Origin of the sequence: Pseudomonas sp. 8 R 14 (assembly GCF_900005955.1) — a bacterium.
GTDB lineage: Bacteria > Pseudomonadota > Gammaproteobacteria > Pseudomonadales > Pseudomonadaceae > Aquipseudomonas > Aquipseudomonas marginalis.
Window position 1 is genome coordinate 78,669 of sequence record NZ_CVTH01000077.1, and the last position, 26,520, is coordinate 105,188.

Here is a 26,520-nt window from a genome sequence, read left to right on the forward strand (position 1 = left end):
TCATGCCTCTTAATAAGCAGACCACGAGCGAACCCATGAGCACCGACAAGACCAACCAGTCCTGGGGCGGCCGCTTCAGTGAACCCGTCGACGCCTTCGTCGCCCGCTTCACCGCCTCCGTCACCTTTGACCAGCGCCTGTACCGCCACGACATCATGGGCTCCATAGCCCACGCGACAATGCTGGCCAAGGTCGGCGTGCTGACCGACGCCGAGCGCGACAGCATCATCGATGGCCTGACCACCATCCGTGGTGAGATCGAAGCCGGTACGTTCGACTGGCGTGTCGACCTGGAAGACGTGCACATGAACATCGAGGCCCGTCTCACCGACCGTATCGGTGTGACCGGCAAGAAACTGCACACCGGTCGTAGCCGTAACGACCAGGTGGCCACCGACATCCGCCTGTGGCTGCGCGATGAAATCGACCTGATCCTGGCCGAAATCACCCGCTTGCAGAAAGGCTTGCTGGAGCAGGCCGAGCGTGAGGCGGACACCATCATGCCTGGCTTCACCCACCTGCAAACCGCACAACCCGTGACCTTCGGCCACCACCTGCTGGCCTGGTTCGAGATGCTCAGCCGCGACTACGAGCGCCTGGTGGATTGCCGCAAGCGCGCCAACCGCATGCCGCTCGGCAGCGCAGCCCTGGCCGGCACCACCTACCCGATCGACCGTGAGTACACCGCACAACTGCTGGGTTTCGACGCCGTCGGCGGCAATTCCCTGGACGGCGTGTCCGACCGCGACTTCGCCATCGAATTCTGCGCCGCCGCCAGCATCGCGATGATGCACCTGTCGCGGTTCTCCGAAGAGCTGGTGCTGTGGACCAGTGCGCAATTCCAGTTCATCGACCTGCCGGATCGCTTCTGCACCGGCAGCTCGATCATGCCGCAAAAGAAAAACCCCGACGTGCCCGAACTGGTGCGTGGCAAGAGCGGCCGTGTATTCGGCGCACTGATGGGCCTGCTGACCCTGATGAAAGGCCAGCCTTTGGCCTACAACAAGGACAACCAGGAAGACAAGGAACCGCTGTTCGATGCCGCCGACACCCTGCGCGACTCGCTGCGCGCGTTTGCCGACATGATCCCGGCGATCAAGCCCAAGCACGCGATCATGCGTGAAGCGGCCCTGCGCGGTTTCTCCACGGCGACTGACCTGGCGGACTACCTGGTACGCCGTGGCCTGCCGTTCCGCGACTGTCACGAGATCGTTGGCCATGCAGTGAAATACGGCGTCGACACCGGCAAGGACCTGGCGGAAATGAGCCTGGAAGAGCTGCGCCAGTTCAGTGACCAGATCGAACAGGACGTGTTTGCCGTGTTGACCCTGGAAGGCTCGGTGAATGCCCGTAACCACGTGGGCGGTACCGCGCCGGCACAGGTGAAGGCTGCAGTCGCTCGCGGCCAGGCCCTGCTCGCCAGCCGCTGAAAAAGGTGGGAGGGGGCAACCCCCTCCCACATTTGATCATTTTTTGGCCGCAACCATCGCCATGAACGCCGGCATCGCGGCCTCCCTGTCCGCCGCCACCTTCTGCGCATTAGGCATGGCATGCAGTCGCTCCAGCAACGCTCTGGCCGCCGGCAATTCAGCCAACAGGTCCAGGCCAAACAGCTTCTCGCCCACCGCACAGGCGAGGTTCACGCTGTACATGAAATACAGATCCGCAATCGTAAAGCCCTCCCCCGCCACAAAAGGCGCGAACTTGCCGTGACGGCCTAAAGAGCCGATCCCCAGCAGCAACTCAGCCCTGGATTTCGCCTTGATCGCCTCCGGCACCGGCATACCGAAAAACGCCTCGGCAAAACACGCGCGGGCGGGCAATTCGATGTACAGCTCGATTTCCCTGCACAACGCCAGCACTTGGGCACGCTGGAACGGGTCGGCCGGCAACAGCGACGGGCCTTCCTGGGAGTGCTCGATGTATTCGAGGATCACACTGGTTTCGTTGATAAACCCCAGCTTCACGCCCAGCACCGGCACCTTGCCACGCGGGCTGACCGCCAGGGCTTCAGGGGTTTGCCCGGCATAAAAGGGCACCTCCTCAAAAGCCAGGCCTTTCTCCAGCAGTGCCAGTTTCACCATGTTGTAGTAGTTGCTGACCGAGAATCCGTAAAGCTTGAGCATCGCAAAGCCTCCAGGCCGTGTGCGGGGTTGGCTGCAGGAGTTATAGATCCCAGGGCCGGTCCTGACCAGCAGCATCACCTGCCTGAATGGGGGTAGACTGGCGCCCTTTCCTTGAGGAGCCTGCCATGAGCGAGCCGACCGATATCGACAGCGACGAAGAAGAGTTCACCGAAAACACCTTGATCGAAGCGATCGAAAACCAGATCGAAAGCGACAATCCGCCCGCTGCCAAGGCCACTTTCAATAAACTGACCCTGGTGGGCTATGAACGTGAAGAGATCCTGAATCTCATGGCCCATGTGCTGGCTTTCGAGATCGACGCGATGCTGGATGATGACCGCGCATTCAATACCGAATGGTATGAAACAGCGCTGCGGGCACTGCCTGAGCTGCCGCCCGAAAAGGAATAATCCCGGCACACCGCAACACGCTGGACAGTTCGGCAAAGTGCGTTCACCTTATGGCCTGCTAGCCTCTAATAAATTTTAGAAAGTCTGGAGTCCTTATGTCGTATACCCCTGAGTTGGTTGCCGAACTGGAAATCCTTGTACTCTTCCCCTTGGACAGCACCAAGGAAGGTCTGAAAGTCCATCAGACCGCCGCTCCCTCTGCCATCGCCGCTGCCAAGCGCCTCCATGCGAAAGGACTTATCGATCAACCGGACGGAGGCTACCTGACCAGCCTTGGCCGGGACGCTGCAGAGCAGGCCCAAACCCTGCTGACCATCCTGAGCACCGCCAACACCAAAGAAGCCGCCTGATCCGTATACCGCCCATGGAGTCCGGCTCTTGCGGACTCCGAGGGCACTGCTGTGCAACGGCCCGGTTTTTGACGTCAAAAACCATTTCCCTCTAAACCTCCTACGCGACTGGCTGTAAACTCCTACATGGCCGCCCGCGTCGGGCCCTGCGAGCCACCGAGTTCGACATGACCCGCACCCATGAAATCCGCCCTGACCTGGACGAAGGCATCGACCGCAAGGTGCTGGCCCAATTGCGTGCGCGCTTCATGGCCCTCAATGAAGGTCGCATGGCTCGTGCCGTCGAAGGGCTGACGCCGCGCCAGCAAAGCGTGCTGACCCTGCTGCCGCTGTTTTTTCACGTCAATCACCCACTGTTGCCGGGGTATGTCTCGGGCAGTACGCCGGCCGGGCTGTCGAACTTCGAGCCCGACGCCCAGGCACTCACGGAAGCCCAGCGCCTGACCCGCTCGTTCTCTTACAAGCCGCGTCCAGTCAATCAACCCAAACCGATCCACGGTCTGTTCCTGATGGGCAGCCTCGGCACCCTCGCCCAGGCCGACCAGAGCGACATGGATGTGTGGGTGTGCCACGCACCCGACCTGGGCGAAAACGAGCTCGCGGAGCTGCGTAAAAAATGCCAACTGCTGGAAGCCTGGGCCCTGGGCATGGGCGCAGAAGCGCACTTCTTCCTGATTGAGCCGACGCGCTTTGTACTCGGCGAGCGCGACACCCAACTCAGCTCCGACGACTGCGGCACGACCCAGCATTACCTGTTGCTGGACGAGTTTTACCGCACAGCCATCTGGCTGGCCGGGCGTACGCCGATCTGGTGGCTGGTGCCGGTGTATGAAGAGACCCGCTATGCGGAATTCACCCACACACTGATCTCCAAGCGTTTTATCCGCGCCGATGAAACCCTCGACCTCGGCCACCTGGCGCGTATCCCTCCCGGTGAATTCATCGGTGCCGGGCTGTGGCAACTGTTCAAGGGCATCGAGTCGCCCTACAAGTCGGTGCTCAAGCTGCTATTGACCGAGGTCTACGCCAGCGAGCACCCGAACGTGCACTGCCTGAGCCTGCGCTTCAAGCGCGCGGTGTTCGCCAACCAGATGGACCTGGATGAGCTGGACCCGTACATCGTGGTGTACCGCCGTATCGAGGAATATCTCAAGGCACGCAACGAGCCGGAGCGCCTGGAGCTGGTGCGTCGCGCCCTGTACCTGAAGGTCAACCGCAAGCTCAGCGCCGGTCAGCGCAGCACCAGTTGGCAGCGGCTGTTGCTGGAGCGCCTGGCCCACGAGTGGGGCTGGGACCAACGCCAACTGGCGCTGCTGGACAGCCGCAGCCAGTGGAAAGTGCGCCAGGTGGCCTCCGAGCGCCGCGCCCTGGTCAGCGAGCTGAACTACAGCTATCGCTTCCTGACCCAGTTCGCTCGTACCGAACAGACCGTCAGCCTGATCAACAAGCGCGACCTCAATGTGCTGGGACGGCGCCTGTATGCCGCCTTTGAACGCAAGGCCGGCAAGGTTGAATTCATCAACCCCGGCATCGCCCCGGACCTGGCCGAAGACACCCTGACCCTGGTGCAATCGCCCAACCGCAAGGAGCCCGGCCAGCACCACTGGGGCCTGTACAACGGTAATCTCACGGCCCTGGAATGGGAGCACTTCGCGCCGATCAAGCGCAGCCGCGACCTGTTGGAAATGCTCACCTGGTGCCACCGCAACGGCGTCATCGACAGCAGCACGCGCCTGGCGCTGCACCCCGGCACCAGCGACATGACCGAATTCGAGCTGTTCAACCTGCTGGGCAGCCTGCAGCAGGCTATCGCCCTGCCCCTGGCCAGCGTTGATGAAGCGCGCCTGCTGCGCTCGGCGGTGCCCGAGGAAGTGTTGCTGCTGATCAACGTCGGCGTCGACCCGCTCAAGCATCATCGCGACCTGAATATCCTGATGACCACCGAGCGCACCGACTCCCTGAGCTATGCCGGTGTGCGAGACAACCTGGTACTGACCCTCGATCAGGTCACGCTCAACAGCTGGAACGAGGTGATGGTCAGCCGCTACGACGCCCCCCATGCCCTGCTCGATTGCCTGCGCGACTACCTCAATCAACTGCCGTCGGATCATCTGCCTCGGCTGCGGGTGCGCTGCTTCTGTCACAACCGCGCGCAGTTCATTGCCCAGCGAGTGGAAGAAATCTTCGACACCGCACAGAACCTGCTGCTGGGTCAGGGCAATCACCGCTACTTGCTCCAGGTACAGCAGCACTATCACGTGATGGAGTTGATGCCCGGCCAGGCCTCCCACGTATCACTGGCGACCCAGGATGCGCTGGTCGCCTACCTCAGCGAAGAATTGGCCAGCTACAGCCCGCTGCACCTGGATGCCATGGCCCTGGAAGACCACGACCTGGCGCTGTTGCTGCCCATGGGCATGGCCGATTGCGTGCAAGTGTTCTACCGGGTCAACGAAGGCTTCGCCGAGCTGTATGTGCTGGATGAATTCAACGCGCTCTGGCAGCAACGCTTGCCGTTTCATGATGAGCAGAGCCTGTTGGCGCCGTTGCAGCGCTTTTTGCAGTCGATAATCTATCGCCGGGAAGCACTGTCGCCCCTGGACACGCAACAACCGTTGGGTGAGGTGCAAATCTTGTACTACCAACTGCTGCCGTCAGGCAGCACGCGCGCGCGTGGGGTGGAGCCGCGGCCAGCCCCGCAGAACCCCGCGAACAAACCGTTTTATGACGTGCAGGCGATTATCGGCAAGGCGGCGCCGGGCCAGGTGGGCATAACCCTGTACTGCAATCAGCGGGAGTTTTCCGAGCTGGAGTTTGGCGACCAACTGTTTGCAGTGGTCGCCCAGGAAATCGTCGGGCAACGCCGGGAAACCGAGCGCTACCGCTGCTACATCACCGACCTCGACCTGTCGGGGCTGCTCGGTGATGTGCAAAGCCCAAGCAATTTGTACCTGCGCTACAAGGCCGAGCTGGAGCTCGCGCTGAATGAGGCGCTGAGCCAGGTCTAGAGAGGGAAGGCGCCGCCATCCTTGGGCTGACCATCAACACTGAGCAGCTCAAGCTTGAGGGTCTTGCCGCCCGGTGCCGGCCAATCGATGTGCTGCCCTACCTGCAGGCCAAGCAAGGCACTGCCCACCGGGGCCAGGACCGAAATCTTGCCTTCATCGGCATTCGCATCTTTCGGGTAGACCAGGGTCAGGTGGTAGTCCTTGCCGCTGCCTTGCTCACGGCAATGCACACTGGAGTTCATGGTCACGACCGTTGCAGGCACTTCATCGTGGCCAACCACTTCTTCGGCGCGGTCGAGTTCGGCTTGCAGTGCAATAACGCCCGGCTGCGTCTCGTCCATACGGTCGATCAATTGCTCAAGACGCTGCACATCAAGACGGGTGAGGATGATGGAAGGTGCGGTCATGATTCAGGCAGACTCCTTTTTTCTGCACAAAAAAGCAAAACCCCGCCAGGAAAAGGCGGGGTTCTCACGGGCCTCGATGAGTTGAGGCGTATCCGGACACTACCACAGCACCGTAAATAAACAAGACGGGCTCAAGGCGCGGCCTTGCGTTGCTCGGCCTGGGCCACGATCACTCGGCGCCGCTGATCATCGGCGGAGCGCCATTCACGGATGTCTTCCACATGGCGGAAGCAGCCGAGGCAGACTTTTTGCTCGTCCAGGCGACACAAACTGATACAAGGTGACGGCACCGCCGGGCTGACATTACTGAACAGCGGCTTGGGCGGGCGTACAGGCGCAGGCTGGGTCACGGTCAGATCTCGTCGAAATCCAGCTCGGCGCCGGTATATTCGTGGACCAGGCGCGCGAGCATCTCGCCCAGCAACTCTTCACTCTTGTCACACTGCCATTTGCCGCTTTCTTCGTCGTAGTCGAAGTGGACGCCACCGGAGCGCGCCGCCAGCCACAGCTGACGCAGCGGCTCCTGGCGGCTGAAGATCAGTTGCTGGCCACTCTCGAACTTGACGGTCAGCACACCGGCCGAGTTTTCCAGATCCACATCCAGGTCGCTGTCGTCGAAAATATCTTCCAGCTTCTCTTGGGTGGCATCCACCAGGTCGTGAAAACGGGCTTCGGTCAAACTCATTGTGGCAACCTCGAAAGTGTCTGGTTTTGCTCAAGCGCCGCACGATACGGGCGAGCCCCGCCGATTGCAAAGGATACCGATTTCAACACGATTGACGGTGTGAAATATCCTCAACCAGCGTAGTCCGCTTCCCGACCATCTCGGCAAACCCCCGCCGGACGGGTATTTCAGCGCATAGGCAAGCTGGCGGGTGGTCGGTATACTCGGGCGCAATTAATGCATATTCAAGGATTTCGCCATGAAGCGCCTGATCTCTTCCCTTGCTGCGCTCGTCGCGGTCGCTTGCCTCGTTAGTGCCTGTGGTCAAAAAGGCCCGCTGTACCTGCCCGATGACAGCAAAGACCCGAATGAACAGGCGCAATCGTCGCAAAAGCCCTCCAAAGCGCATAAGCACGACACCTACGAATAAGGGAGCTCCATGGACGCTTTTAACTACCGGGACGGCGAGCTGTTCGCGGAAGGCGTGGCGTTGTCCGCGATTGCCCAGCGCTTTGGTACCCCGACCTACGTGTACTCCCGTGCGCATATCGAAGCCCAATACCGCTCGTTCACCGACCCGCTCGATGGCGTACCGCACCTGGTGTGCTACGCAGTCAAGGCCAACTCCAACCTGGGTGTACTGAATGTCCTGGCGCGTCTGGGCGCCGGTTTCGACATCGTCTCCCGTGGCGAGCTGGAACGGGTCCTGGCCGCCGGCGGCCAGGCTGACAAGATCGTGTTCTCCGGCGTAGGCAAGAGCCGCGAAGACATGCGCCGGGCCCTGGAAGTCGGCGTACATTGCTTCAACGTAGAGTCCACCGACGAGCTGGAACGCCTGCAAGTCGTCGCCGCCGAGATGGGTGTTCGTGCGCCGATCTCACTGCGCGTCAACCCGGACGTCGATGCCGGCACCCACCCGTACATTTCCACCGGTCTCAAAGAGAACAAGTTCGGCATCGCCATTGCCGACGCCGAAGACGTGTACATCCGTGCCGCCCAGCTGCCGAACCTGGAAGTGCTGGGTGTCGACTGCCATATCGGCTCGCAACTGACCACACTGCCGCCGTTCCTGGATGCCCTCGACCGCCTGCTGGCATTGATCGACCGCCTGGGCGAATGCGGCATCTACCTGCACCACATCGACCTCGGTGGTGGCGTGGGCGTGCGTTATCGCGATGAAGAGCCACCGGCGATCGCCGACTATATCCAGGCCGTGCGCGAGCGCATCGAAGGCCGCGACCTGACGCTGATGTTCGAGCCGGGCCGCTATATCGTCGCCAATGCCGGCGTGCTGCTGACCCAGGTCGAGTACCTCAAGCACACCGAGCACAAGGACTTCGCCATCGTCGATGCGGCGATGAACGACCTGATCCGCCCGGCGCTGTACCAGGCCTGGATGAATGTCACCGCGGTGACGCCTCGCAACAGCGAAGCACGCGCCTATGACATCGTCGGCCCGATCTGCGAGACCGGCGACTTCCTGGCCAAGGATCGTCAACTGGCCCTGGAAGAAGGCGACCTGCTGGCCGTGCATTCGGCCGGTGCCTACGGGTTTGTCATGAGTTCCAACTACAACACCCGCGGACGTACCGCCGAGGTGTTGGTGGACGGTGATCAAGCGTTGGAAGTGCGTCGCCGCGAGACGGTAGCCGAGTTGTATGCTGGCGAAAGCCTGCTGCCGGAGTAAGCCATGCTGCTGCGTTTTACCAAGATGCACGGGCTGGGCAATGATTTCATGGTCCTCGACCTGGTCAGCCAGCACGCGCACATCCTGCCCAAGCACGCTAAACAGTGGGGCGACCGGCATACCGGGATTGGCTTCGACCAATTGCTGATCGTCGAGGCGCCAAGCAACCCGGAGGTGGATTTCCGTTATCGGATCTTCAACTCCGACGGCTCCGAAGTGGAACAGTGCGGCAACGGTGCGCGCTGCTTTGCACGCTTTGTGCTGGACAAGCGCCTGACCGCCAAGCGGCAGATTCGCGTCGAGACCAAGAGCGGCGTGATCGAGCTGGATATCCGCAGCGACGGCCAGATCAGCGTCAACATGGGCGCGCCGCGCCTGGTGCCGGCGGATATTCCGTTCCAGGCGACCGAGCAGGCCGCCAGCTACCCGCTGGACGTTGACGGCCAGACCGTCGACATCGCTGCCGTGTCCATGGGCAACCCCCATGCGGTGCTACGGGTCAACGACATCAACACTGCCCCCGTGCATGAACTGGGGCCGAAGATCGAACACCACCCGCGCTTTCCGGCGCGGGTCAATGTGGGTTTCCTGCAGGTGATCGACCGTTCCCGCGCGCAATTGCGCGTGTGGGAACGCGGCGCCGGCGAAACCCAGGCCTGCGGTACCGGTGCTTGCGCCGCTGCCGTGGCCGCGATCAGCCAGGGGTGGATGGATTCGCCACTGTTGATCGACCTGCCCGGTGGACGCCTGTCCATCGAGTGGGCAGGCCCTGGCCACCCGGTGATGATGACCGGGCCGGCCTCGCGCGTATACGAAGGACAGGTCCGTCTATGAGTGAGCCAAGCCAATGACCGATAAGCCTCAAGTACCCGCACAAGCAACTACCCCGAGCGAAAGTCTGGAGGCCGCTGCCGTCGCGGCGTACCTTGAGGCTAATCCGGACTTCTTCGTCGAACACGAAGAACTGCTCCCGGCCCTGCGCATCCCCCACCAGCGCGGCGACACCGTGTCGTTGGTGGAGCGACAGATGAAGATCCTGCGCGAGCGCAATATCGAAATGCGCCACAAGCTCTCGCACCTGATGGATGTCGCCCGCGACAACGACCGTCTATTCGAGAAAACCCGCCGTCTGATTCTTACCCTGATGGACGCCACCAGCCTGGAAGAAACGGTCATCGCCGTGGAAGACAGCCTGCGCCAGGACTTCCAGGTGCCGTTTGTCAGCCTGATCCTGTTCAGCGACAACCCGATGCCGGTGGGTCGCTGGGTCAGTGGCGGCGACGCGCAAACCGCGATCGGCGGCCTGCTTTCCGAAGGCAAGACCATCAGCGGCACCCTGCGCGAGCACGAGCTGGACTTCCTGTTCGGCGCCGAACAGCGCAAGCAGATCGGCTCTACCGCCGTCGTCGCTCTCAGCCATCAAGGCCTGCACGGCGTCCTGGCCATCGCCAGCCGCGATCCCGCGCACTACAAGAGCTCGGTGGGCACTTTGTTCCTCACCTATATCGCCGAAGTACTGGGCCGCGTCCTTCCGCGCCACACCACCGCCCTGCGCGCGGTGCGCTAGCCATGGAACGGCAACTGGACGCTTACTGCGCTCACCTGCGTAACGAGCGCCAGGTGTCACCCCATACCCTGGAGGCTTACCGACGGGACTTGAACAAGGTCCTGGCGTATTGCGAAAAACAGCAGGTCACCAGCTGGAAGACCCTGGATATCCAGGGCCTGCGCAGCCTGATCGCACGGCTGCACCAGGCGGGCCAGTCCTCGCGCAGTCTGTCGCGCCTGCTGTCGGCGGTGCGTGGCCTGTATCACTACCTCAATCGCGAAGGCCTCTGCGACCACGACCCGGCCAGCGGCCTGTCCCCGCCGAAAGGCGAACGACGCCTGCCCAAGACCCTGGACACCGACCGTGCCCTGCAATTGCTCGATGGCGCCGTGGAGGACGATTTCCTCGCCCATCGCGACCAGGCGATCCTCGAACTGTTCTACTCTTCAGGCCTGCGCCTATCGGAGCTGACGGGCCTGAACCTCGATCAACTGGACCTGGCCGACGGCCTGGTGCAAGTGCTCGGCAAAGGCAGCAAGACTCGGGTGCTGCCGGTAGGCAGGAAAGCCCGCGAAGCCCTGCAACTGTGGCTGCCGCTGCGCGCCCTGGCCAACCCGGTGGACGACGCGGTGTTTATCAGCCAGCAAGGGCGGCGCCTGGGGCCGCGCGCCATCCAGGTACGGGTCAAGGCTGCCGGCGAGCGCGAGCTGGGGCAGAACCTGCATCCACATATGCTGCGGCACTCCTTTGCCAGCCATATGCTGGAATCGTCCCAGGACCTGCGCGCCGTGCAGGAACTGCTTGGCCATTCCGACATCAAGACCACGCAGATCTATACCCATCTGGACTTCCAGCACCTGGCAACGGTCTACGACAGCGCCCATCCACGGGCCAAACGCATCAAGGACGGCGACTCATGAACATCAAGCTGATCACCTTCGACCTGGACGACACGCTCTGGGACAACGTACCCGTCATCATCAGCGCCGAAGCGTCGATGCGCGAATGGCTGGCCACCCATGCCGCCAAGGTGGGCGACCTGCCCCTGGAGCATTTCGCCAGCCTGCGCCAACAGGTGCTGCAACGGCATCCCGAACTCAAACACCGCATCAGTATCCTGCGCCATCGGGTGTTGATACATGCGTTTGAAGAGGCCGGTTATCCACAGCCTGAGGCCACGGAAATGGCCGATGTGTGTTTCGAAGCGTTCATTCACGCCCGCCATCAACTCACGCCTTTCCCTGAGGCCGAGCCGATGCTGCAAGCGCTGCGCCAGCACTTTCTGCTGGGTGTGATCACCAATGGCAATGCCGATGTGCAGCGTGTTGGCCTGGCGGACTACTTTCACTTTGCGCTACGCGCTGAAGATATTGGCATCGCCAAGCCGGATGCGCGGCTGTTCCAGGAAGCGCTGCAGCGCGGCGGAGTAGATGCCAGTGCGGCGGTGCATGTTGGCGACCACCCCGGGGACGACATTGCCGGGGCTCAGCAGGCGGGGCTGCGGGCAGTGTGGTTCAACCCGTCGAGCAAGGTGTGGGAAGGGGATAAACTCCCGGATGCACAGATTCGCAGCCTGACGGAGTTGCCGGCGTTACTTCGCAGCTGGCAGTAACACGGGTGAGAAAAATGTGGGAGGGGGCTTGCTCCGATAGCGGTGTATCAGTCTCCAGATGTATTGACTGACCTACTGTAATCGGGAGCAAGCCCCCTCCCACACTTGATTGGGGGGTAACCTGTAGCCGGTTATTACAGGCATGAAAAAACCCGCAGCGACGGCGGGCTTTTTCTTACAAGCAGGTGGCTGACCTTAGATAGGTCGGCTGCCGTACTTGTTATCCGGCTTCTTGGGCGGGTCAGCAACCACATTGGGCTCGACTTCGACCACTTTGCCGCCTTTGGCAAGAAACTCTTCCATGGCACGGGCCAGGGCATCGCGCTCTTTGTTCTTGGCCTCAACGCTCGGCAATTCATCTACCGAAACAGCAGCCTTGGCTTTGCCCTTGGCAGCTGGAACAGGAGCGTCATCACCACCGTCGTCCTCAGCAACGTCTTCCGCCGCCGCTTCAAGACCTTCTTCGGTGTCGTCTTCGTCACCTACTTCGAGTTCGTCGTTTTCCAGATCATCGTCGCTCATGTTCTACCTCATGACTTGCGAAAAGCAGATTAGTTATAGCCCAGCTTCGCCCTCTGTCGAGGTTGCCGGAAAAAAATCACATCCACCGGATAACCAGTGGCTTATGCCCCATCACCGTGCAAGGTGGCGAGGACTTTACGAGCACCGCCATGATCACGGTGCTCGCCCAGATAAACACCTTGCCAGGTCCCCATCGCCAAGCGGCCGGCCTTGACCGGCAAACTCAGCTGGCAGCCCAGGAGACTGGCCTTGAAGTGCGCCGGCAGATCATCCGGACCTTCGTCGTTGTGTTCGAACCCGGCGTAACCTTGCGGCACCAGCGAGTTGAAAAAACGCTCGAAGTCACGACGAACCGCCGGATCGGCATTCTCGTTGACCGTCAACGAGGCCGAGGTGTGCTGCAGCCACAGGTGCAACAGGCCCACGCGGCAGGCCTTCAGCTCAGGCAAGCCGGCAAGCAACTCGTCAGTCACCAGGTGAAAGCCCCGGGGCTTGGCCCGCAGGGTAATCAGGGTCTGTTGCCACATACAGTTCTCCGCCCATCGGCGCGCATTCTAGCGCGCTCTGGGAAAAAACAAAGTGCCGAATACGCCTACGTGCCTGTAAGACATTCGCACGCTGGAAAGTGCATGACAAACTCTGCGCAAAAACCGGCACAGCTTGTTATGACTGACAAACGCCAGGCAAAAAAATGCCCGGCAAGCCGGGCATCTTTTTTTCGCGTACTTACAGGTTGTAGCCGCGTTCGTTGTGTTGCGCCAGGTCGAGGCCGACAGCCTCTTCCTCTTCGGTAACCCGCAGGCCCATGACCGCGTCCAGCACCTTGAGGATGATGAAGGTGACGATGGCGGTATAGATCACGGTGAAGCCGACACCTTTGCACTGGATCCAGACTTGAGCTGCGATGTCAGTCACGGTGCCGAAGCCGCCCAATGCAGGGGCTGCAAACACACCGGTGAGGATCGCACCGACGATACCGCCGATACCGTGCACGCCGAATGCGTCCAGGGAGTCGTCGTAGCCCAGCTTGCGCTTGAGGCTGGTGGCGCAGAAGAAGCAGATCACACCGGCCACCAGGCCGATCACCAGGGCGCCCATCGGACCAACAGTGCCGGCGGCCGGTGTAACGGCGACCAGGCCAGCCACTACACCCGAGGCGATGCCCAGTGCGCTTGGCTTACCGTGAGTAATCCACTCGGCGAACATCCAGCCCAGGGCTGCAGCAGCGGTAGCAATCTGAGTCACCAGCATCGCCATGCCGGCGGTGCCGTTGGCCGCAGCCGCAGAGCCAGCGTTGAAGCCGAACCAGCCGACCCACAGCATGGCCGCACCCACCAGGGTGTAACCCAGGTTGTGAGGCGCCATTGGAGTGGTCGGGAAGCCTTTACGCTTGCCGAGCACGATGCACGCCACCAGGCCAGCGACACCGGCATTGATGTGCACCACGGTGCCGCCGGCGAAGTCCAGCACGCCCCAGTCCCACAGCAGGCCACCGTTGCCGCTCCACACCATGTGGGCGATTGGCGCATAGACCAGAGTGAACCAGATAGCCATGAAGATCAGCATGGCGGAGAACTTCATGCGTTCGGCGAACGCACCGACGATCAGCGCCGGGGTGATGATGGCGAAGGTCATCTGGAAGGTGATGAACACGGCTTCCGGGAACAGCGCAGCCGGCCCGGTGATGCTGGCCGGGGTCACACCCGCCAGGAACGCCTTGCCCATGCCGCCGAAGAAGGAGTTGAAGTTGACCACACCCTGTTCCATACCGGTGGTATCGAACGCGATGCTGTAGCCGTAGACAACCCACAGGATGCTGATCAGGCCGGTGATGGCGAAGCACTGCATCATCACCGACAGAATATTTTTGGAGCGCACCATGCCGCCGTAGAACAGCGCCAGGCCTGGAATGGTCATGAACAGCACCAGCGCGGTGGATGTGAGCATCCAGGCGGTGTCACCGGAGTTGAGGACTGGAGCAGCCACTTCGTCTGCCGCCATGGCCAGGCTTGGCATTACGATGGACAACAGGGCTCCGAGCCCTGCGAATTTACGCAGAGTCATATTGTTTTCTCCTGGGGCGTTGGGGTTTGGCGGCTTAGATTGCGTCGGTATCGGTTTCGCCGGTACGGATGCGAATAGCCTGTTCCAGATTGACCACGAAGATCTTGCCGTCACCGATCTTGCCGGTGTTGGCGGCCTTGGTTATCGCCTCGATAACCCGGTCAAGATCCTTGTCGTCAATGGCGACATCAATCTTCACCTTCGGCAGGAAATCCACTACATATTCCGCGCCGCGATACAGCTCGGTGTGACCCTTCTGCCGACCGAAGCCCTTGACCTCAGTAACGGTAATGCCCTGCACGCCGATCTCGGACAACGACTCGCGTACATCGTCCAACTTGAACGGCTTGATGATGGCAGTGACTAGCTTCATGAAAACTCTCTCCCGAATTGGTGGACTTGCCCCAGGAAAACAAACCCGTCTCAAGTCTAAGCGCAGTGCCTGGCTTTGTAACGCATCGTCGCAAGGGCAGTTGCCATTGCGACGCCAGCGAACCACTGGTGACGAAACCTGTACCCCTGATCCGTCGGCGCACTGCATTCGTCACAGCGACTGCATCAGTGCATGGGTCATGATCGTCTAAGCAGAAACCTTGCCAGCTCCGTAAAAATCACTGAAATCAGTCCTTTGCCCACTTAAGCCCACCAGCGGGGCTATCTGGCGCCCGCAATGCGCACGAAAACGGTGCATAGGCGCCCGGCCTGATGCGCGAAAAGCGTGCGACCCCGGCCGTGAAAAAGACTATAGACGCTGCGTGATACACTGCCCGCCAACAGTTTTCCGGAATATTTCCCATGCTCGCGCCCAAAGACCTCCTCGACGCCCTGAGCGGCCACGCCTCTCGCCTGTTCAGCGGCGACACCCCGCTGCCCCGCAATGAAATCGAAAGCCAGTTCAAGGCCTTGCTGCAAAGCGGTTTCAGCAAGCTCGACCTGGTGAGCCGGGAAGAGTTTGATAGCCAGATGGTGGTGCTCGCCCGCACCCGTGCGCGGCTGGAGAGCCTGGAGGCGAAGGTGGCGGAGTTGGAAGCTCGGTTGACCAACACTGCCGAGTAACTGAGGCAACTCGGTCAAAATGTGGGAGCGGGCTTGCTCGCGAATGCAGTCTGTCAGACACGAAGATGCTGACTGATCCAGCGCATTCGCGAGCAAGCCCGCTCCCACATTTGTTTTGCGCTGCACCTCGGATACGTTCTGTAAAACCTCCTCCACGCTGCACTTCCCCACCTCATCTACCCTTGAAAAACCGCAGGAAGCGGCCTCCCCTTTCAAGGAACGAGCATGTCCCTCGCCATCGTCCACAGCCGCGCCCAGATCGGCGTCGAAGCCCCTGCCGTCACCGTCGAAGTGCATATGGCCAATGGCTTGCCGTCCCTCACACTGGTGGGTTTGCCCGAAACCGCCGTCAAGGAAAGCAAAGACCGCGTGCGCAGCGCCATCCTCAACTCGGCCCTGCAATACCCCGCGCGCCGCATCACCCTCAACCTCGCGCCCGCCGACCTGCCCAAGGACGGCGGGCGTTTTGACCTGGCGATTGCCCTGGGGATCCTCGCCGCCAGCGTGCAGGTGCCAGCGTTGATGCTCGATGACATTGAATGCCTGGGTGAGTTGGCGTTGTCCGGTGAAGTGCGTGCGGTTAAAGGCGTGCTACCGGCGGCTTTGGCGGCGCGCAAGGCCGGGCGCACCGTGATAGTGCCTCGGGCGAATGCCGAGGAGGCGTGCCTGGCGTCGGGGTTGAAGGTGATTGCGGTAGACCACTTGTTGCAAGTGGTGGCGCACCTGAATGGACATGTGCCGATCGAGCCTTACACGTCCGATGGCCTGCTGTACTTGAACAAGCCTTATCCGGACCTGAGTGAAGTTCAGGGCCAGCTCGCGGCCAAGCGAGCGTTGCTGATCGCTGCAGCGGGGGCGCATAACCTCTTGTTTAGCGGGCCGCCCGGCACCGGCAAGACCTTGCTCGCCAGCCGCCTGCCAGGTTTATTACCGCCGTTGAGCGAACAGGAGGCGCTGGAGGTTGCCGCGATTCAATCGGTTGTAAGCCTGGCGCCGCTGAGCCATTGGCCACACCGGCCGTTTCGCCAGCCACACCACTCTGCGTCAGGGCCGGCGCTGGTGGGCGGCGGCTCGAAACCACAGCCTGGGGAAATCACCCTGGCTCACCATGGCGTGCTGTTCCTCGATGAGCTGCCGGAGTTTGATCGCAAGGTGCTGGAGGTTTTGCGCGAACCGCTGGAGTCGGGGCATATCGTGATTTCCCGCGCTCGCGACCGAGTGAGTTTCCCGGCACGCTTTCAACTGGTGGCGGCGATGAACCCCTGCCCTTGCGGCTATATGGGCGAACCCAGCGGGCGCTGTCGTTGTACGCCGGAGCAGATTCAGCGGTATCGCAACAAGCTCTCGGGGCCGCTGCTGGACCGGATTGACTTGCACCTGACCGTGGCGAGGGAAACGACGGCACTGAACCCGATCCAACAGGCGGGCGAGGATACCGCCCATGCCTCAGCGCGGGTCGCCCAGGCTCGCGAGCATCAGCAAAAGCGCCAGGGCTGTGCGAATGCCTTTCTTGATCTGCCGGGGCTGCGCGAGCACTGCAAGCTCACGAAGGTGGATGAAAACTGGCTGGAAACGGCCTGTGAACGACTGACCCTATCGCTGCGCGCGGCCCATCGACTGCTCAAGGTGGCGCGCACCCTGGCGGATCTGGATCAGGTAGAGACCATCACCCGCGACCACCTGAAAGAGGCCCTGCAATACCGCCCGGCGGCGATCACTTAAGCTTGGCGCAGCGCCAAATGTGGGAGGGGCAAGCCTCCCACATCTTGGAAAACGGTGGCTCAGCGAAAGCGATCCACCTCATGGCGCAGGCTCGCCGCCAACGTCTCCAGTTCCTTGGCAGTAATCGCCAGGTTCGACACCACCTCACGCTGCTCGCTGTTAGCCAGCGCGATGCTCTGCAAGTTGCTGCTGAGCAAGGTCGCGGTGCTGCTCTGCTCTTGGGTGGCGGTGGTGATCGCGGCGAATTGCTGGCCGGCCGATCGGCTCTGCTCATCAATGCGCGCCAGGGCCGAGGCCACGTCGGCGTTGCGCGACAAGCCTTCCTGCATCAGCGTGTTGCCGTGTTCCATAGTGCTGATGGCGTTACCGGTTTCCCGCTGGATGCTCTGGATCATCCCGGAAATTTCATCGGTGGCTTCGCGGGTGCGCGATGCCAGGTTGCGTACTTCATCAGCCACCACGGCAAACCCACGGCCCTGTTCACCGGCGCGTGCAGCCTCGATGGCCGCGTTGAGCGCCAACAGGTTGGTCTGTTCGGCGATGGACGTGATCACACCGACGATGCCGCCGATTTCCTGGGAGCGCTGGCCCAGGGTATTGATCACTGTGGCCGTGCTGTTCAGCGCGGTCGCGATATGTTCCAGCGACGACGACGCCTCCTGCATCGAATTGCGACCAATGCGGGTTTGCTGGGCATTTTCTTGGGCCAGGCGCTCGGTGTTGCCCATGTTGTCGGCAATGTTCAGCGAGGTGGCACTGAACTCTTCCACCGCGCCGGCCATGCTGGTGATTTCGCCGGACTGCTGCTCCATGCCGTCATAGGCCCCACCGGACAGACCGGACAACGCCTGGGCCCGACTATTGACCTCCTCGGCCGCCTTGCGGATATGGGAAACCATCGTCGACAGCGCTTCACCCATCTGATTGAAGCTGCGCGCCAGTTGGCCGATTTCGTCATGGCTGGATACGTTGAGGCGTGCGCTCAAGTCGCCCGCACCCAAGGCTTCGGCCTGGTGTACCAAGTCACTCAGCGGTTGCAGCTTGCTGCGCAGCAGCCAGACCGTGGCGCCCACCGCCAGCAACATCGCCAGCACGCTGCCGATCACCAGGCGAATCCCCACGGCCCAGGTCACCGCGCGGATTTCAGCTTTCGGCATGCTCGCGACCACGGCCCACGGGCCGCCTTCGAACGGTACCGAAACGCTATAGAAATCTTCGTTCTTGTCGCTCCAGAAGCGACCTTTGCCCGGGGTCTTGGCCAGGTCCAGCATCACCGGCACCGATTGATCCAACGCCTGCACGCCGGCGGGTGCCACTAGCCAGTGCTTTTGCTCATCCAGCAGTGCAAGGGAGCCGGTCTGGCCAATTCGGAAGCGCTTGAGGTTTTCGAATTGGGCATTCTGCGCATCGGTGTAGTCAAAACCGATGAACAGCACGGCGATAACCTTACCGCCGCTGTCACGCACCGGGCTGTACTGGGTCATGTAGGAACGATCGAACAACACCGCCCTGCCGATGTAGGTCTGCCCACCCACAACGCGCTGGTAGGCCGGGCCCTGACGGTCGAGGACGGTGCCGATGGCGCGGTTGCCATCCTGCTTGGTCAGGGACGTGCTGATACGGATGAAGTCGTCGCCACTGCGCACAAATACGGTGGCCACGCCGCCAGACATTTGCTTGAACTCGTCCACCTCATCAAAGTTGTTGTTCAACACCTCGTTGCCCAGGTACAGGCTGGGCGTCTGAACACCGGCCACGCTCACGGGTTGGTCCACATGCACGCTCAACCCGGCACCGAAACGTTTTTCAAACAGCCCGCTCAAACGCTGGGTGCTCTCGCGCAACGTGCTGTGGAAGGTATTGAGTTGGTCGGCAAGCAAGCGCGCCTCGCTGGCCAGGTGCTCCTCGCGGGTATCGAGGTTGGCGGAATCGAGGGAACGCAAGGCGAAAACAGTACTGCCGCTGATGACGACAGCCAAAATCACGGCTAACGCGAGACCTAACTGGGAGGCAATCCGGGCGCGAGGTTGAGACATGACAGCTCCTGGCCGAGGCCAGGATCATCCTGATCTCATAGCGCTGCTCGGCAAATTATCTGGTGGGAAACGTTGGTGCACGATGGTTCCAACACACCTACTTCGGCGGCGTTTTGCAATACTTGAGCGAAGCGCAGGGGTATCACGCAAACGGTTGCGTCGCTGAGTCAAAACCCCTCAATTGAGCCGTTCGACGTCGGGTAAAACCATGGCCTGCACCTCGCTCTGGAGGAAATCCGCCAGACGCCGCAAGCGCTCACCCCCTGGACGGGTTTTCGGCCACACCAAATAGTAATTTTCCCCACTCGCTACCGCAGTCGGCCACGGCAAGCTCAAGCGTCCCTGCGCCACATCCTCGGCCACCATCAGCAGGTCGCCCATCGACACGCCATAACCGCGGGCGGCGGCGATCATGCCCAGCTCCAAGGTATCGAACACCTGCCCGCCTTTGAGCGACACCTGGGACGATAGCCCCATGCGCTCCAGCCAATTGCGCCAGTCTCGGCGGTCGGGTGTGGGGTGCAGTAACTCGGCGCCGGCCAGGCGGGTCACGTCCCAAGGACCGTCGTTCAACAGGTTCGGTGCACCCACCGGTATCAACAGCTCGGGGAACAGATAGCTGGCTTCCCAATCCGCTGGAAAATGCCCGTAGCTCAATAACACCGCGCAATCGAACGGCTCCTGGTTGAAGTCCACCTCGTCCACGCTCATCCAGGCGCTGGTCAGTTGCACCTCATTGCCCGGCTGCAGCGCCCGGAAGCGGCTGAGTCGCGCCAGCAGCCAGCGCATGGTCAATGTGGAGGGGGCCTTCATGCGCAGGATGTCATCTTCGGCATTCAAGGTATGGCAGGCGCGCTCCAGCGCCGCGAACCCTTCGCGCACACCGGGCAACAACAGACGCGCCGCTTCAGTGAGCTGCAAGGTGCGGCCATTGCGCTGGAACAGCCGGCAGGCGAAATGCTCTTCAAGCGTGCGGATATGTCGGCTCACCGCACTTTGGGTGATCGACAACTCCTCGGCCGCGCGGGTGAAAGAGCTGTGTCGGGAGGCCGCTTCAAACGCGCGCAAGGCATAAAGAGGAGGAAGACGACGAGACATGAGGAAAGCTCCGACAGCGCAATACTGAAACCCTACCAGAATCAATCAAGCATGAGTTTTAATCATGCAAACGATCGCATTTATCCCTTTGTGCAATGGGCTGAGAGCGCCGAGAATCAGCCCTTCCCCAACCCTCTGACTTTTTGAGCGTGATGATCATGCAGCATCCGGCACGTACCGAACTCTGGGCCATTCTGCGGCTGTCAGGGCCGTTGATTGCCTCACAGTTGGCGCACATGCTGATGGTGTTGACCGACACCCTGATGATGGCGCGCCTGAGCCCCGAAGCCCTGGCCGGTGGCGGCCTGGGTGCCGCAAGCTATTCGTTCGTCGCGATTTTCTGTATCGGCGTGATTGCCGCCGTGGGCACCTTGGTTGCGATCCGCCACGGCGCGGGCGATATCGAAGGTGCCACCCGCCTGACCCAGGCCGGGCTGTGGCTGGCCTGGCTGATGGCCCTGGCGGCGGCCCTGCTGCTGTGGAACCTCAAGCCGGTGCTGCTGATGTTCGGCCAGACCGAGACCAACGTACATTCGGCCGGGCAATTTCTGACCATGCTGCCGTTTGCCCTGCCCGGCTACCTGAGCTTCATGGCCCTGCGCGGCTTTACCAGCGCCATCGGCAAAGCCACTCCGGTGATGGTGATCAGCCTCGGCGGTACGGTGGTCAACTACCTGCTCAACCACGCACTGATCGAAGGCATGTTCGGCCTGCCCAAGCTCGGCTTGATGGGCATCGGCCTGGTCACGGCGATTGTCGCCAACAGCATGGCGCTGGCGTTGATGTGGTACATCCGCAGCAACCGGGCCTATGCCGCCTACCCGCTGAGTACAGGGCTGCTGCACCTCAACACCCAATATCTGCGCGAGTTGTGGCGCCTGGGCCTGCCGATCGGCGGCACCTATGCGGTGGAGGTCGGGCTGTTTGCCTTTGCAGCCCTGTGCATGGGCACCATGGGCAGCACGCAGTTGGCAGCGCACCAGATCGCCCTGCAAATCGTATCGGTGGCCTTTATGGTGCCGGCGGGGATGTCCTACGCGGTGACCATGCGCATCGGCCAGCATTATGGCGCCGGACAGTTGGTGCACGCACGCATGGCCGGGCGTGTCGGCATAGGCTTTGGCGCGGCGATAATGCTGGGATTCGCGGCGGTGCTGTGGCTGTTTTCCGAGCCGCTCATAGGACTGCTGATCGACCACGACAACCCGGCGTTCCACGACGTGATCGTCCTGGCCGTGAGCCTGCTGGCCGTCGCCGCGTGGTTCGAGCTGTTCGACGGCGTGCAAACCATCGCCATGGGTTGCATTCGCGGGCTCAAGGACGCCAAGACCACGTTCCTGATCGGTGCGGGCTGCTACTGGTTGATTGGCGCACCCTCGGCCTGGCTGATGGCTTTCACGTTGGGCTGGGGGCCAACCGGCGTGTGGTGGGGCCTGGCACTGGGACTGGCCTGCGCCGCGATAAGCCTGACCTGGGCGTTTGAAGCGAAGATGAAGCGGATGATTCGCCGGGAAGGCCCGGCGCCCGAAGCCGACACCGGCTTCCAGGCGGTACAGGCCGACTAGAGACCCTCGCTCACGCGGGTGTGCTTGCCGTCGCCGAAGGTCAGGTATTCCACCAGCTCCGGCAACGGCAGCGGCTTGCTGATCAGGTAACCCTGGGCCTGGTCGCAGCCGAACAGCCGCAATAGCGCCAGTTGCTCGGGGGTTTCCACACCTTCGGCCACCACTTCCAGATTAAGGTTGTGCGCCAGGTTGATCATCGCGTGCACCAGTTTGCGGTTCTCTTCGCGCTCCTCCATGCCGCCGACAAAGCTTTTGTCGATCTTCAACAAGGCAATCGGCAGGCTGTTGAGGTGCACAAACGACGAGAAACCGGTACCGAAGTCATCCAGGGAAAACCGCACACCCAGGCGACCAAGGGCGTCCATGGTCTGCTTGACCAGGTCACTGCGGCGCATCACGGCGGTTTCGGTCAGTTCGAACTCCAACCATTGCGCTTCCACGCCGCGCTCGCTGATCAGCCGGCTCAGTGTAGAAAGCAGCTGGCTGTCCTGGAACTGGCGAAACGACAGGTTGACCGCCATATGCAGCGGCGGCAGGCCGCGTTCGCGCAGGTCTTGCATGTCACGCAGGGCCCGGGAAATCACCCAGTAACCCAACGGTACAATCAGGCCGCTCTGTTCGGCCAGGGGCACGAATTCACTCGGCGGCAACAGGCCGCGCTCGCCGTGGCGCCAGCGCACCAGGGCTTCCAGGCCGACGATATGCCCGTCGTCGAGGTCGAGGCGCGGCTGGTAATGCAGCTCCAGCTCATCACGGCGCAAGGCACGGCGCAGCTCGCTTTCCAAGTCGGCCAGGCTGCGCGCGTTGCGGTTGATGCGTTCGTTGAAGATATGAAAGGTACAGCCCTGGGTGCTCTTGGCTTGCTGCATGGCGATATGGGCGTGCCACATCAGCGGGTCGGCGCCGGCACGGGCGCGGGCATGGGCCACGCCCAGGCTGCAGCCGATCAGCAGGCTTTCGCCATCCACCCAATACGGCTCGGCCATGGCTTCGGTGATGCGCTCGGCCATCCACTCCGCACGCTGGGGCGCGCGGCGCGTATCGATCAGCAGGGCGAATTCGTCGCTGCCCAGGCGCGCCAGTTGATCGCCGGCTTCCAGCTGGCTCTTGAGCCGCGAGACCACTTGCAGGATCAGGCGGTCGCCGGCCTGGTGGCCGAGGGCATCGTTGGCATGGCGGAAATTATCGAGGTCCAGGTGACCGAGGGCCAGGCCGCGACCTTCGTTCTCGGCCAACCGTGCGGCCAGCAGGGTCTGGAAGCCCTGGCGGTTGGCGATGCCGGTGAGCGGGTCCTGCTCGGCCAGGCGTTGCAGGGTGTTTTCCAGCACCCCCCGCTCACGCACATGGCGCAGGCAACGACGCAACGTGTCGGCGTCCAGCGCATTGCGGATCAGCCAGTCACTGACGCCCAGTGGCGGAACCAGCGGCTCCTGCTCCAACAACAACACGCACGGCAAGCTGCAACGGCCAGGGCCGGGTTGCAGGCTGGGCATGGTCAACAGCACTGCGCTGTCGTCGTCATCGAACAGACGACTCACCGAGTCCCAGTTTGGCGCGCTGATCAGCACAGCCCCATCGCCCATCGGCGCCAGGCACTCGCGCAACAACGCTGCCCACTCAGGCGTATCGGCCAGTAGCAGCAAACGCAAGGGTTCGACAGGCGTAGACAAGCTAGCTCCCTAGACTCTGCAAAAATTCGTTGGCGGCGGGCATTATGACGTGCGGCCTGATAATCACCAATGATCGTGGTTATCAAATACGCAGGCTGTAAGCAATTGTCTTAAAAACCCAGACATCCTGCGGCAAAGTAGCAAAACCGGCAAATTTAGATCGAGTGGTACGTCACACCGTCGATCCAGGGCAGCAGAATCTTGCCAGCCTGTTAAAATGCCCGCCCTTTTGAACAACGACTCCCTGAATTCCGTATGTCCCGACTCAATCCCCGGCAGCAAGAAGCCGTGAACTACGTCGGCGGCCCTCTATTGGTGCTCGCCGGCGCAGGCTCCGGCAAGACCAGTGTGATCACCCGCAAGATCGCGCACCTGATCCAGAACTGTGGCATCCGCGCCCAATACATCGTCGCCATGACCTTTACCAACAAGGCAGCGCGGGAAATGAAAGAGCGTGTCGGCACCCTGCTCAAGGGTGGCGAAGGCCGTGGTCTCACGGTATGTACCTTCCACAACCTGGGCCTGAACATCATCCGCAAGGAGCATGTGCGGCTGGGCTACAAGCCGGGCTTCTCGATCTTCGACGAGACCGACGTCAAGGCCCTGATGACCGACATCATGCAGAAGGAATACGCAGGCGACGACGGCGTCGACGAGATCAAGAACATGATCGGCGCCTGGAAAAACGACCTGATCCTGCCGCCCGAAGCCCTGGAAAACGCGCGCAACCCCAAGGAACAGACCGCCGCCATCGTCTACACCCACTACCAGCGCACGCTCAAGGCGTTCAACGCGGTGGACTTCGACGACCTGATCCTGCTGCCGGTAAAGCTGTTCCAGGAACACGCCGACATCCTCGAAAAGTGGCAGAACAAGGTGCGCTACCTGCTGGTGGACGAATACCAGGACACCAACGCCAGCCAATACCTACTGGTGAAGTTGCTGATCGGTACGCGCAACCAGTTCACCGTGGTGGGCGACGACGACCAGTCGATCTACGCCTGGCGCGGCGCCCGCCCGGAAAACCTGATGCTGCTCAAGGACGACTACCCGTCCCTGAAAGTGGTGATGCTGGAGCAGAACTACCGCTCCACCAGCCGCATCCTGCGTTGCGCCAACGTGCTGATCTCGAACAACCCCCACGAGTTTGAAAAACAACTGTGGAGCGAGATGGGCCACGGCGATGAGATCCGCGTGATCCGCTGCCGCAACGAAGACGCCGAAGCCGAGCGCGTGGCGGTGGAAATCCTCACCCTGCACCTGCGCACCGACCGCCCCTACAGCGACTTCGCGATCCTTTATCGCGGCAACTACCAAGCCAAGCTGATCGAGCTGAAATTGCAGCACCACCAGGTCCCGTATCGGCTGTCAGGCGGCAACAGCTTTTTCGGACGCCAGGAAGTGAAGGACCTGATGGCCTACTTCCGCCTGATCGTGAACCCGGACGACGACAACGCCTTCCTGCGCGTGATCAACGTGCCGCGCCGCGAGATTGGTTCCACCACCCTGGAAAAGCTCGGCAACTACGCCACCGAACGCAAGATCTCGATGTACGCCGCCACCGATGAAATCGGCCTGGGCGAACACCTGGACACGCGCTTCACCGATCGCCTGTCGCGCTTCAAGCGCTTCATGGACAAGGTACGTGAGCAGTGCGCCGGCGAAGACCCGATCAGCGCCCTGCGCAGCATGGTCATGGACATCGACTATGAAAACTGGCTGCGCACCAACAGTTCCAGCGACAAGGCCGCGGATTACCGCATGGGCAACGTCTGGTTCCTGATCGAAGCGTTGAAGAACACCCTGGAAAAAGACGAAGACGGCGAAATGACTGTCGAGGACGCCATCGGCAAGCTGGTGCTGCGCGACATGCTCGAGCGTCAGCAGGAAGAGGAAGACGGCGCCGAAGGTGTACAGATGATGACCTTGCATGCGTCCAAGGGCCTGGAATTTCCCTACGTGTTCATCATGGGCATGGAAGAGGAAATCCTCCCGCACCGCTCCAGCATCGAAGCCGACACTATTGAGGAAGAACGGCGCCTGGCCTACGTGGGCATTACCCGCGCACGTCAGACACTGGCCTTCACCTTTGCCGCCAAGCGCAAGCAATACGGCGAAATCATCGATTGTGCCCCCAGCCGTTTCCTGGACGAGCTGCCGCCGGATGACCTGGCCTGGGAAGGCAATGACGACACCCCGACCGAGGTGAAGGCCGTTCGCGGCAACACCGCCCTGGCGGATATACGCGCGATGTTAAAGCGCTAGAATCGACTACTTTTCAATCTACTTTCGGCGCACAACCCGCCATTAGAGGAAGCTTTCCGTGGAAGCACTGCACAAGAAAATTCGCGAAGAAGGCATCGTGCTTTCCGATCAGGTACTCAAGGTCGACGCCTTTCTGAATCACCAGATCGACCCGGCCCTGATGAAACTGATCGGCGACGAATTCGCCGCGCGGTTCAAGGACTCGGGCATCACCAAGATCGTCACCATTGAAGCGTCGGGCATCGCACCGGCGATCATGACGGGCCTGAACCTGGGCGTGCCGGTGATTTTCGCCCGCAAGCAGCAGTCCCTGACCCTGACCGAAAACCTGCTGTCGGCGACGGTGTATTCCTTCACCAAGAAAGTCGAAAGCACCGTGGCGATCTCGCCGCGCCACCTGACCAGCAGCGACCGCGTACTGGTGATCGATGACTTCCTGGCCAATGGCAAGGCATCCCAGGCGCTGATTTCGATCATCAAGCAGGCCGGTGCGACCGTTGCCGGCTTGGGGATTGTGATCGAGAAGTCGTTCCAGGGTGGCCGTGCGGAGTTGGATGCGCAGGGTTATCGGGTTGAGTCGCTGGCGCGGGTGAAGTCGCTGGCCGGTGGCGTCGTCACCTTCATCGAATAATCGTTGCCTGCACGCGGTTAAACAGGTGGGAGGGGGCTTGCCCCCGATAGCAGCGGGTCAGCCAACACATTTGGGACT

At 61.5% G+C, this 26,520-nt stretch carries 26 protein-coding genes; 15 read left to right on the forward strand and 11 right to left on the reverse strand.

All coding sequences use genetic code 11. From position 1 onward, the window contains the following. Positions 1 to 35: 35 nt before the first annotated feature. Positions 36 to 1,430 carry an argininosuccinate lyase gene (gene argH / locus BFQ01_RS20540; RefSeq protein WP_065926679.1) on the forward strand — a complete coding sequence of 465 codons (1,395 nt, stop codon included), beginning with the start codon at positions 36 to 38 and terminating at the stop codon, positions 1,428 to 1,430. 36 nt (positions 1,431 to 1,466) lie between these two features. Here argH and BFQ01_RS20545 read toward each other — a convergent pair whose 3' ends face one another. After that, on the reverse strand, positions 1,467 to 2,126 hold the full coding sequence (locus BFQ01_RS20545) for a glutathione S-transferase family protein (protein ID WP_065926680.1): 660 nt from the start codon (positions 2,124 to 2,126) through the stop codon (positions 1,467 to 1,469). A gap of 125 nt (positions 2,127 to 2,251) precedes the next feature. Between BFQ01_RS20545 and BFQ01_RS20550 the strand changes: the two genes are divergently transcribed. From BFQ01_RS20550 to BFQ01_RS20560, 3 genes are all read left to right on the forward strand, one after another. Then, positions 2,252 to 2,536 carry a hypothetical protein gene (locus BFQ01_RS20550; protein WP_065926681.1) on the forward strand — a complete coding sequence of 95 codons (285 nt, stop codon included), beginning with the start codon at positions 2,252 to 2,254 and terminating at the stop codon, positions 2,534 to 2,536. 95 nt (positions 2,537 to 2,631) lie between these two features. Further along, the gene (locus BFQ01_RS20555) at positions 2,632 to 2,886 is read left to right on the forward strand and encodes a TIGR02647 family protein (protein WP_027608325.1); all 255 of its coding nucleotides are present in this window, start codon (positions 2,632 to 2,634) and stop codon (positions 2,884 to 2,886) included. Positions 2,887 to 3,053: 167 nt separating this feature from the next. After that, complete coding sequence (locus BFQ01_RS20560; RefSeq protein WP_065926682.1) at positions 3,054 to 5,894, forward strand: class I adenylate cyclase; 2,841 nt, start codon at positions 3,054 to 3,056, stop codon at positions 5,892 to 5,894. Here BFQ01_RS20560 and rnk read toward each other — a convergent pair. The 3 genes from rnk to cyaY form a co-directional block, all read right to left on the reverse strand. After that, on the reverse strand, positions 5,891 to 6,301 hold the full coding sequence (gene rnk / locus BFQ01_RS20565) for a nucleoside diphosphate kinase regulator (RefSeq protein ID WP_053127715.1): 411 nt from the start codon (positions 6,299 to 6,301) through the stop codon (positions 5,891 to 5,893). The genes BFQ01_RS20560 and rnk overlap by 4 nt on opposite strands. Positions 6,302 to 6,432: 131 nt before the next feature. Then, a complete protein-coding gene (locus BFQ01_RS20570) occupies positions 6,433 to 6,651 on the reverse strand; it encodes a DUF1289 domain-containing protein (RefSeq protein WP_027608322.1) in 219 nt (72 codons plus the stop codon). A 2-nt stretch (positions 6,652 to 6,653) separates the two neighbouring features. Then, positions 6,654 to 6,986 (reverse strand): iron donor protein CyaY, encoded by a 333-nt coding sequence (gene cyaY / locus BFQ01_RS20575; protein ID WP_065926683.1) that lies wholly within the window; start codon positions 6,984 to 6,986, stop codon positions 6,654 to 6,656. 238 nt (positions 6,987 to 7,224) lie between these two features. Here cyaY and BFQ01_RS31795 point away from each other — a divergent pair, with 238 nt between their 5' ends. From BFQ01_RS31795 to BFQ01_RS20600, 6 genes are read left to right on the forward strand one after another with little or no spacing between them, the layout of a single operon-like run. Continuing rightward, positions 7,225 to 7,395: an LPS translocon maturation chaperone LptM gene (locus BFQ01_RS31795; protein WP_010207449.1), complete on the forward strand. Its 171-nt coding sequence runs from the start codon at positions 7,225 to 7,227 to the stop codon at positions 7,393 to 7,395. Between the two features lie 9 nt (positions 7,396 to 7,404). Then, a complete protein-coding gene (lysA, locus tag BFQ01_RS20580; protein ID WP_065926684.1) occupies positions 7,405 to 8,652 on the forward strand; it encodes a diaminopimelate decarboxylase in 1,248 nt (415 codons plus the stop codon). Positions 8,653 to 8,655: 3 nt separating this feature from the next. Continuing rightward, a complete protein-coding gene (gene dapF / locus BFQ01_RS20585; RefSeq protein WP_065926685.1) occupies positions 8,656 to 9,486 on the forward strand; it encodes a diaminopimelate epimerase in 831 nt (276 codons plus the stop codon). A gap of 13 nt (positions 9,487 to 9,499) precedes the next feature. Next, complete coding sequence (locus BFQ01_RS20590; RefSeq protein ID WP_027608318.1) at positions 9,500 to 10,219, forward strand: DUF484 family protein; 720 nt, start codon at positions 9,500 to 9,502, stop codon at positions 10,217 to 10,219. Between the two features lie 2 nt (positions 10,220 to 10,221). Further along, positions 10,222 to 11,121 (forward strand): tyrosine recombinase XerC, encoded by a 900-nt coding sequence (xerC, locus tag BFQ01_RS20595; RefSeq protein WP_065926686.1) that lies wholly within the window; start codon positions 10,222 to 10,224, stop codon positions 11,119 to 11,121. Beyond that, a complete protein-coding gene (locus BFQ01_RS20600; protein ID WP_065926687.1) occupies positions 11,118 to 11,813 on the forward strand; it encodes an HAD family hydrolase in 696 nt (231 codons plus the stop codon). The genes xerC and BFQ01_RS20600 overlap by 4 nt, the downstream gene beginning before the upstream one ends. 195 nt (positions 11,814 to 12,008) lie before the next feature. Here BFQ01_RS20600 and sutA read toward each other — a convergent pair whose 3' ends face one another. The 4 genes from sutA to glnK form a co-directional block, all read right to left on the reverse strand. After that, the gene (gene sutA, locus BFQ01_RS20605) at positions 12,009 to 12,335 is read right to left on the reverse strand and encodes a transcriptional regulator SutA (RefSeq protein WP_027608315.1); all 327 of its coding nucleotides are present in this window, start codon (positions 12,333 to 12,335) and stop codon (positions 12,009 to 12,011) included. A gap of 101 nt (positions 12,336 to 12,436) precedes the next feature. Continuing rightward, entirely contained in the window at positions 12,437 to 12,862 is a 426-nt protein-coding gene (locus tag BFQ01_RS20610; RefSeq protein WP_065926688.1) for a secondary thiamine-phosphate synthase enzyme YjbQ, read from the reverse strand. A gap of 199 nt (positions 12,863 to 13,061) precedes the next feature. Next, positions 13,062 to 14,399, reverse strand: coding sequence for an ammonium transporter (locus BFQ01_RS20615; RefSeq protein WP_027608313.1), 1,338 nt, complete (start codon positions 14,397 to 14,399; stop codon positions 13,062 to 13,064). Positions 14,400 to 14,433: 34 nt separating this feature from the next. Then, complete coding sequence (glnK, locus tag BFQ01_RS20620; protein WP_002555808.1) at positions 14,434 to 14,772, reverse strand: P-II family nitrogen regulator; 339 nt, start codon at positions 14,770 to 14,772, stop codon at positions 14,434 to 14,436. 422 nt (positions 14,773 to 15,194) lie between these two features. On the opposite strand from glnK, the gene BFQ01_RS20625 reads away from it, so the two are divergent. Both BFQ01_RS20625 and BFQ01_RS20630 read left to right on the forward strand, forming a co-directional pair. Further along, positions 15,195 to 15,455 carry an accessory factor UbiK family protein gene (locus BFQ01_RS20625; RefSeq protein WP_065926689.1) on the forward strand — a complete coding sequence of 87 codons (261 nt, stop codon included), beginning with the start codon at positions 15,195 to 15,197 and terminating at the stop codon, positions 15,453 to 15,455. 225 nt (positions 15,456 to 15,680) lie between these two features. Next, positions 15,681 to 17,177: a YifB family Mg chelatase-like AAA ATPase gene (locus tag BFQ01_RS20630; protein ID WP_065926690.1), complete on the forward strand. Its 1,497-nt coding sequence runs from the start codon at positions 15,681 to 15,683 to the stop codon at positions 17,175 to 17,177. Positions 17,178 to 17,236: 59 nt separating this feature from the next. Here BFQ01_RS20630 and BFQ01_RS20635 read toward each other — a convergent pair whose 3' ends face one another. Then, positions 17,237 to 19,213, reverse strand: a complete 1,977-nt coding sequence (locus BFQ01_RS20635) for a methyl-accepting chemotaxis protein (protein ID WP_065926691.1) — start codon at positions 19,211 to 19,213, stop codon at positions 17,237 to 17,239. Between the two features lie 177 nt (positions 19,214 to 19,390). Next, positions 19,391 to 20,311, reverse strand: coding sequence for a LysR substrate-binding domain-containing protein (locus BFQ01_RS20640; RefSeq protein WP_065926692.1), 921 nt, complete (start codon positions 20,309 to 20,311; stop codon positions 19,391 to 19,393). A 152-nt stretch (positions 20,312 to 20,463) separates the two neighbouring features. Here BFQ01_RS20640 and BFQ01_RS20645 point away from each other — a divergent pair, with 152 nt between their 5' ends. Next, positions 20,464 to 21,876, forward strand: a complete 1,413-nt coding sequence (locus BFQ01_RS20645; RefSeq protein WP_065926693.1) for a NorM family multidrug efflux MATE transporter — start codon at positions 20,464 to 20,466, stop codon at positions 21,874 to 21,876. Here BFQ01_RS20645 and BFQ01_RS20650 read toward each other — a convergent pair. Then, positions 21,873 to 23,546 (reverse strand): putative bifunctional diguanylate cyclase/phosphodiesterase, encoded by a 1,674-nt coding sequence (locus BFQ01_RS20650; RefSeq protein ID WP_065926694.1) that lies wholly within the window; start codon positions 23,544 to 23,546, stop codon positions 21,873 to 21,875. The two genes, BFQ01_RS20645 and BFQ01_RS20650, sit on opposite strands and share 4 nt — an antisense overlap. A 255-nt stretch (positions 23,547 to 23,801) precedes the next feature. On the opposite strand from BFQ01_RS20650, the gene rep reads away from it, so the two are divergent. Beyond that, entirely contained in the window at positions 23,802 to 25,811 is a 2,010-nt protein-coding gene (gene rep / locus BFQ01_RS20655; RefSeq protein WP_065926695.1) for a DNA helicase Rep, read from the forward strand. A gap of 58 nt (positions 25,812 to 25,869) precedes the next feature. Next, positions 25,870 to 26,442: a xanthine phosphoribosyltransferase gene (locus BFQ01_RS20660; protein ID WP_053258645.1), complete on the forward strand. Its 573-nt coding sequence runs from the start codon at positions 25,870 to 25,872 to the stop codon at positions 26,440 to 26,442. The last annotated feature ends 78 nt before the right edge of the window (positions 26,443 to 26,520 follow it).

Excerpts from the sequence above, each read along its gene's own strand:
- BFQ01_RS20645 (WP_065926693.1), top strand. The coding sequence starts at position 20,464 with ATGATCATGCAGCATCCGGCACGTACCGAACTCTGGGCCATTCTGCGG.
- glnK (WP_002555808.1), bottom strand. The coding sequence starts at position 14,772 with ATGAAGCTAGTCACTGCCATCATCAAGCCGTTCAAGTTGGACGATGTA.
- dapF (WP_065926685.1), top strand. The coding sequence starts at position 8,656 with ATGCTGCTGCGTTTTACCAAGATGCACGGGCTGGGCAATGATTTCATG.
- BFQ01_RS20615 (WP_027608313.1), bottom strand. The coding sequence starts at position 14,399 with ATGACTCTGCGTAAATTCGCAGGGCTCGGAGCCCTGTTGTCCATCGTA.
- sutA (WP_027608315.1), bottom strand. The coding sequence starts at position 12,335 with ATGAGCGACGATGATCTGGAAAACGACGAACTCGAAGTAGGTGACGAA.
- BFQ01_RS20590 (WP_027608318.1), top strand. The coding sequence starts at position 9,500 with ATGACCGATAAGCCTCAAGTACCCGCACAAGCAACTACCCCGAGCGAA.
- BFQ01_RS20635 (WP_065926691.1), bottom strand. The coding sequence starts at position 19,213 with ATGTCTCAACCTCGCGCCCGGATTGCCTCCCAGTTAGGTCTCGCGTTA.
- cyaY (WP_065926683.1), bottom strand. The coding sequence starts at position 6,986 with ATGAGTTTGACCGAAGCCCGTTTTCACGACCTGGTGGATGCCACCCAA.
- BFQ01_RS20600 (WP_065926687.1), top strand. The coding sequence starts at position 11,118 with ATGAACATCAAGCTGATCACCTTCGACCTGGACGACACGCTCTGGGAC.
- rep (WP_065926695.1), top strand. The coding sequence starts at position 23,802 with ATGTCCCGACTCAATCCCCGGCAGCAAGAAGCCGTGAACTACGTCGGC.
- rnk (WP_053127715.1), bottom strand. The coding sequence starts at position 6,301 with ATGACCGCACCTTCCATCATCCTCACCCGTCTTGATGTGCAGCGTCTT.
- argH (WP_065926679.1), top strand. The coding sequence starts at position 36 with ATGAGCACCGACAAGACCAACCAGTCCTGGGGCGGCCGCTTCAGTGAA.
- BFQ01_RS20560 (WP_065926682.1), top strand. The coding sequence starts at position 3,054 with ATGACCCGCACCCATGAAATCCGCCCTGACCTGGACGAAGGCATCGAC.
- BFQ01_RS20550 (WP_065926681.1), top strand. The coding sequence starts at position 2,252 with ATGAGCGAGCCGACCGATATCGACAGCGACGAAGAAGAGTTCACCGAA.
- BFQ01_RS20630 (WP_065926690.1), top strand. The coding sequence starts at position 15,681 with ATGTCCCTCGCCATCGTCCACAGCCGCGCCCAGATCGGCGTCGAAGCC.
- xerC (WP_065926686.1), top strand. The coding sequence starts at position 10,222 with ATGGAACGGCAACTGGACGCTTACTGCGCTCACCTGCGTAACGAGCGC.
- lysA (WP_065926684.1), top strand. The coding sequence starts at position 7,405 with ATGGACGCTTTTAACTACCGGGACGGCGAGCTGTTCGCGGAAGGCGTG.
- BFQ01_RS20555 (WP_027608325.1), top strand. The coding sequence starts at position 2,632 with ATGTCGTATACCCCTGAGTTGGTTGCCGAACTGGAAATCCTTGTACTC.
- BFQ01_RS20610 (WP_065926688.1), bottom strand. The coding sequence starts at position 12,862 with ATGTGGCAACAGACCCTGATTACCCTGCGGGCCAAGCCCCGGGGCTTT.
- BFQ01_RS31795 (WP_010207449.1), top strand. The coding sequence starts at position 7,225 with ATGAAGCGCCTGATCTCTTCCCTTGCTGCGCTCGTCGCGGTCGCTTGC.
- BFQ01_RS20625 (WP_065926689.1), top strand. The coding sequence starts at position 15,195 with ATGCTCGCGCCCAAAGACCTCCTCGACGCCCTGAGCGGCCACGCCTCT.
- BFQ01_RS20545 (WP_065926680.1), bottom strand. The coding sequence starts at position 2,126 with ATGCTCAAGCTTTACGGATTCTCGGTCAGCAACTACTACAACATGGTG.
- BFQ01_RS20640 (WP_065926692.1), bottom strand. The coding sequence starts at position 20,311 with ATGTCTCGTCGTCTTCCTCCTCTTTATGCCTTGCGCGCGTTTGAAGCG.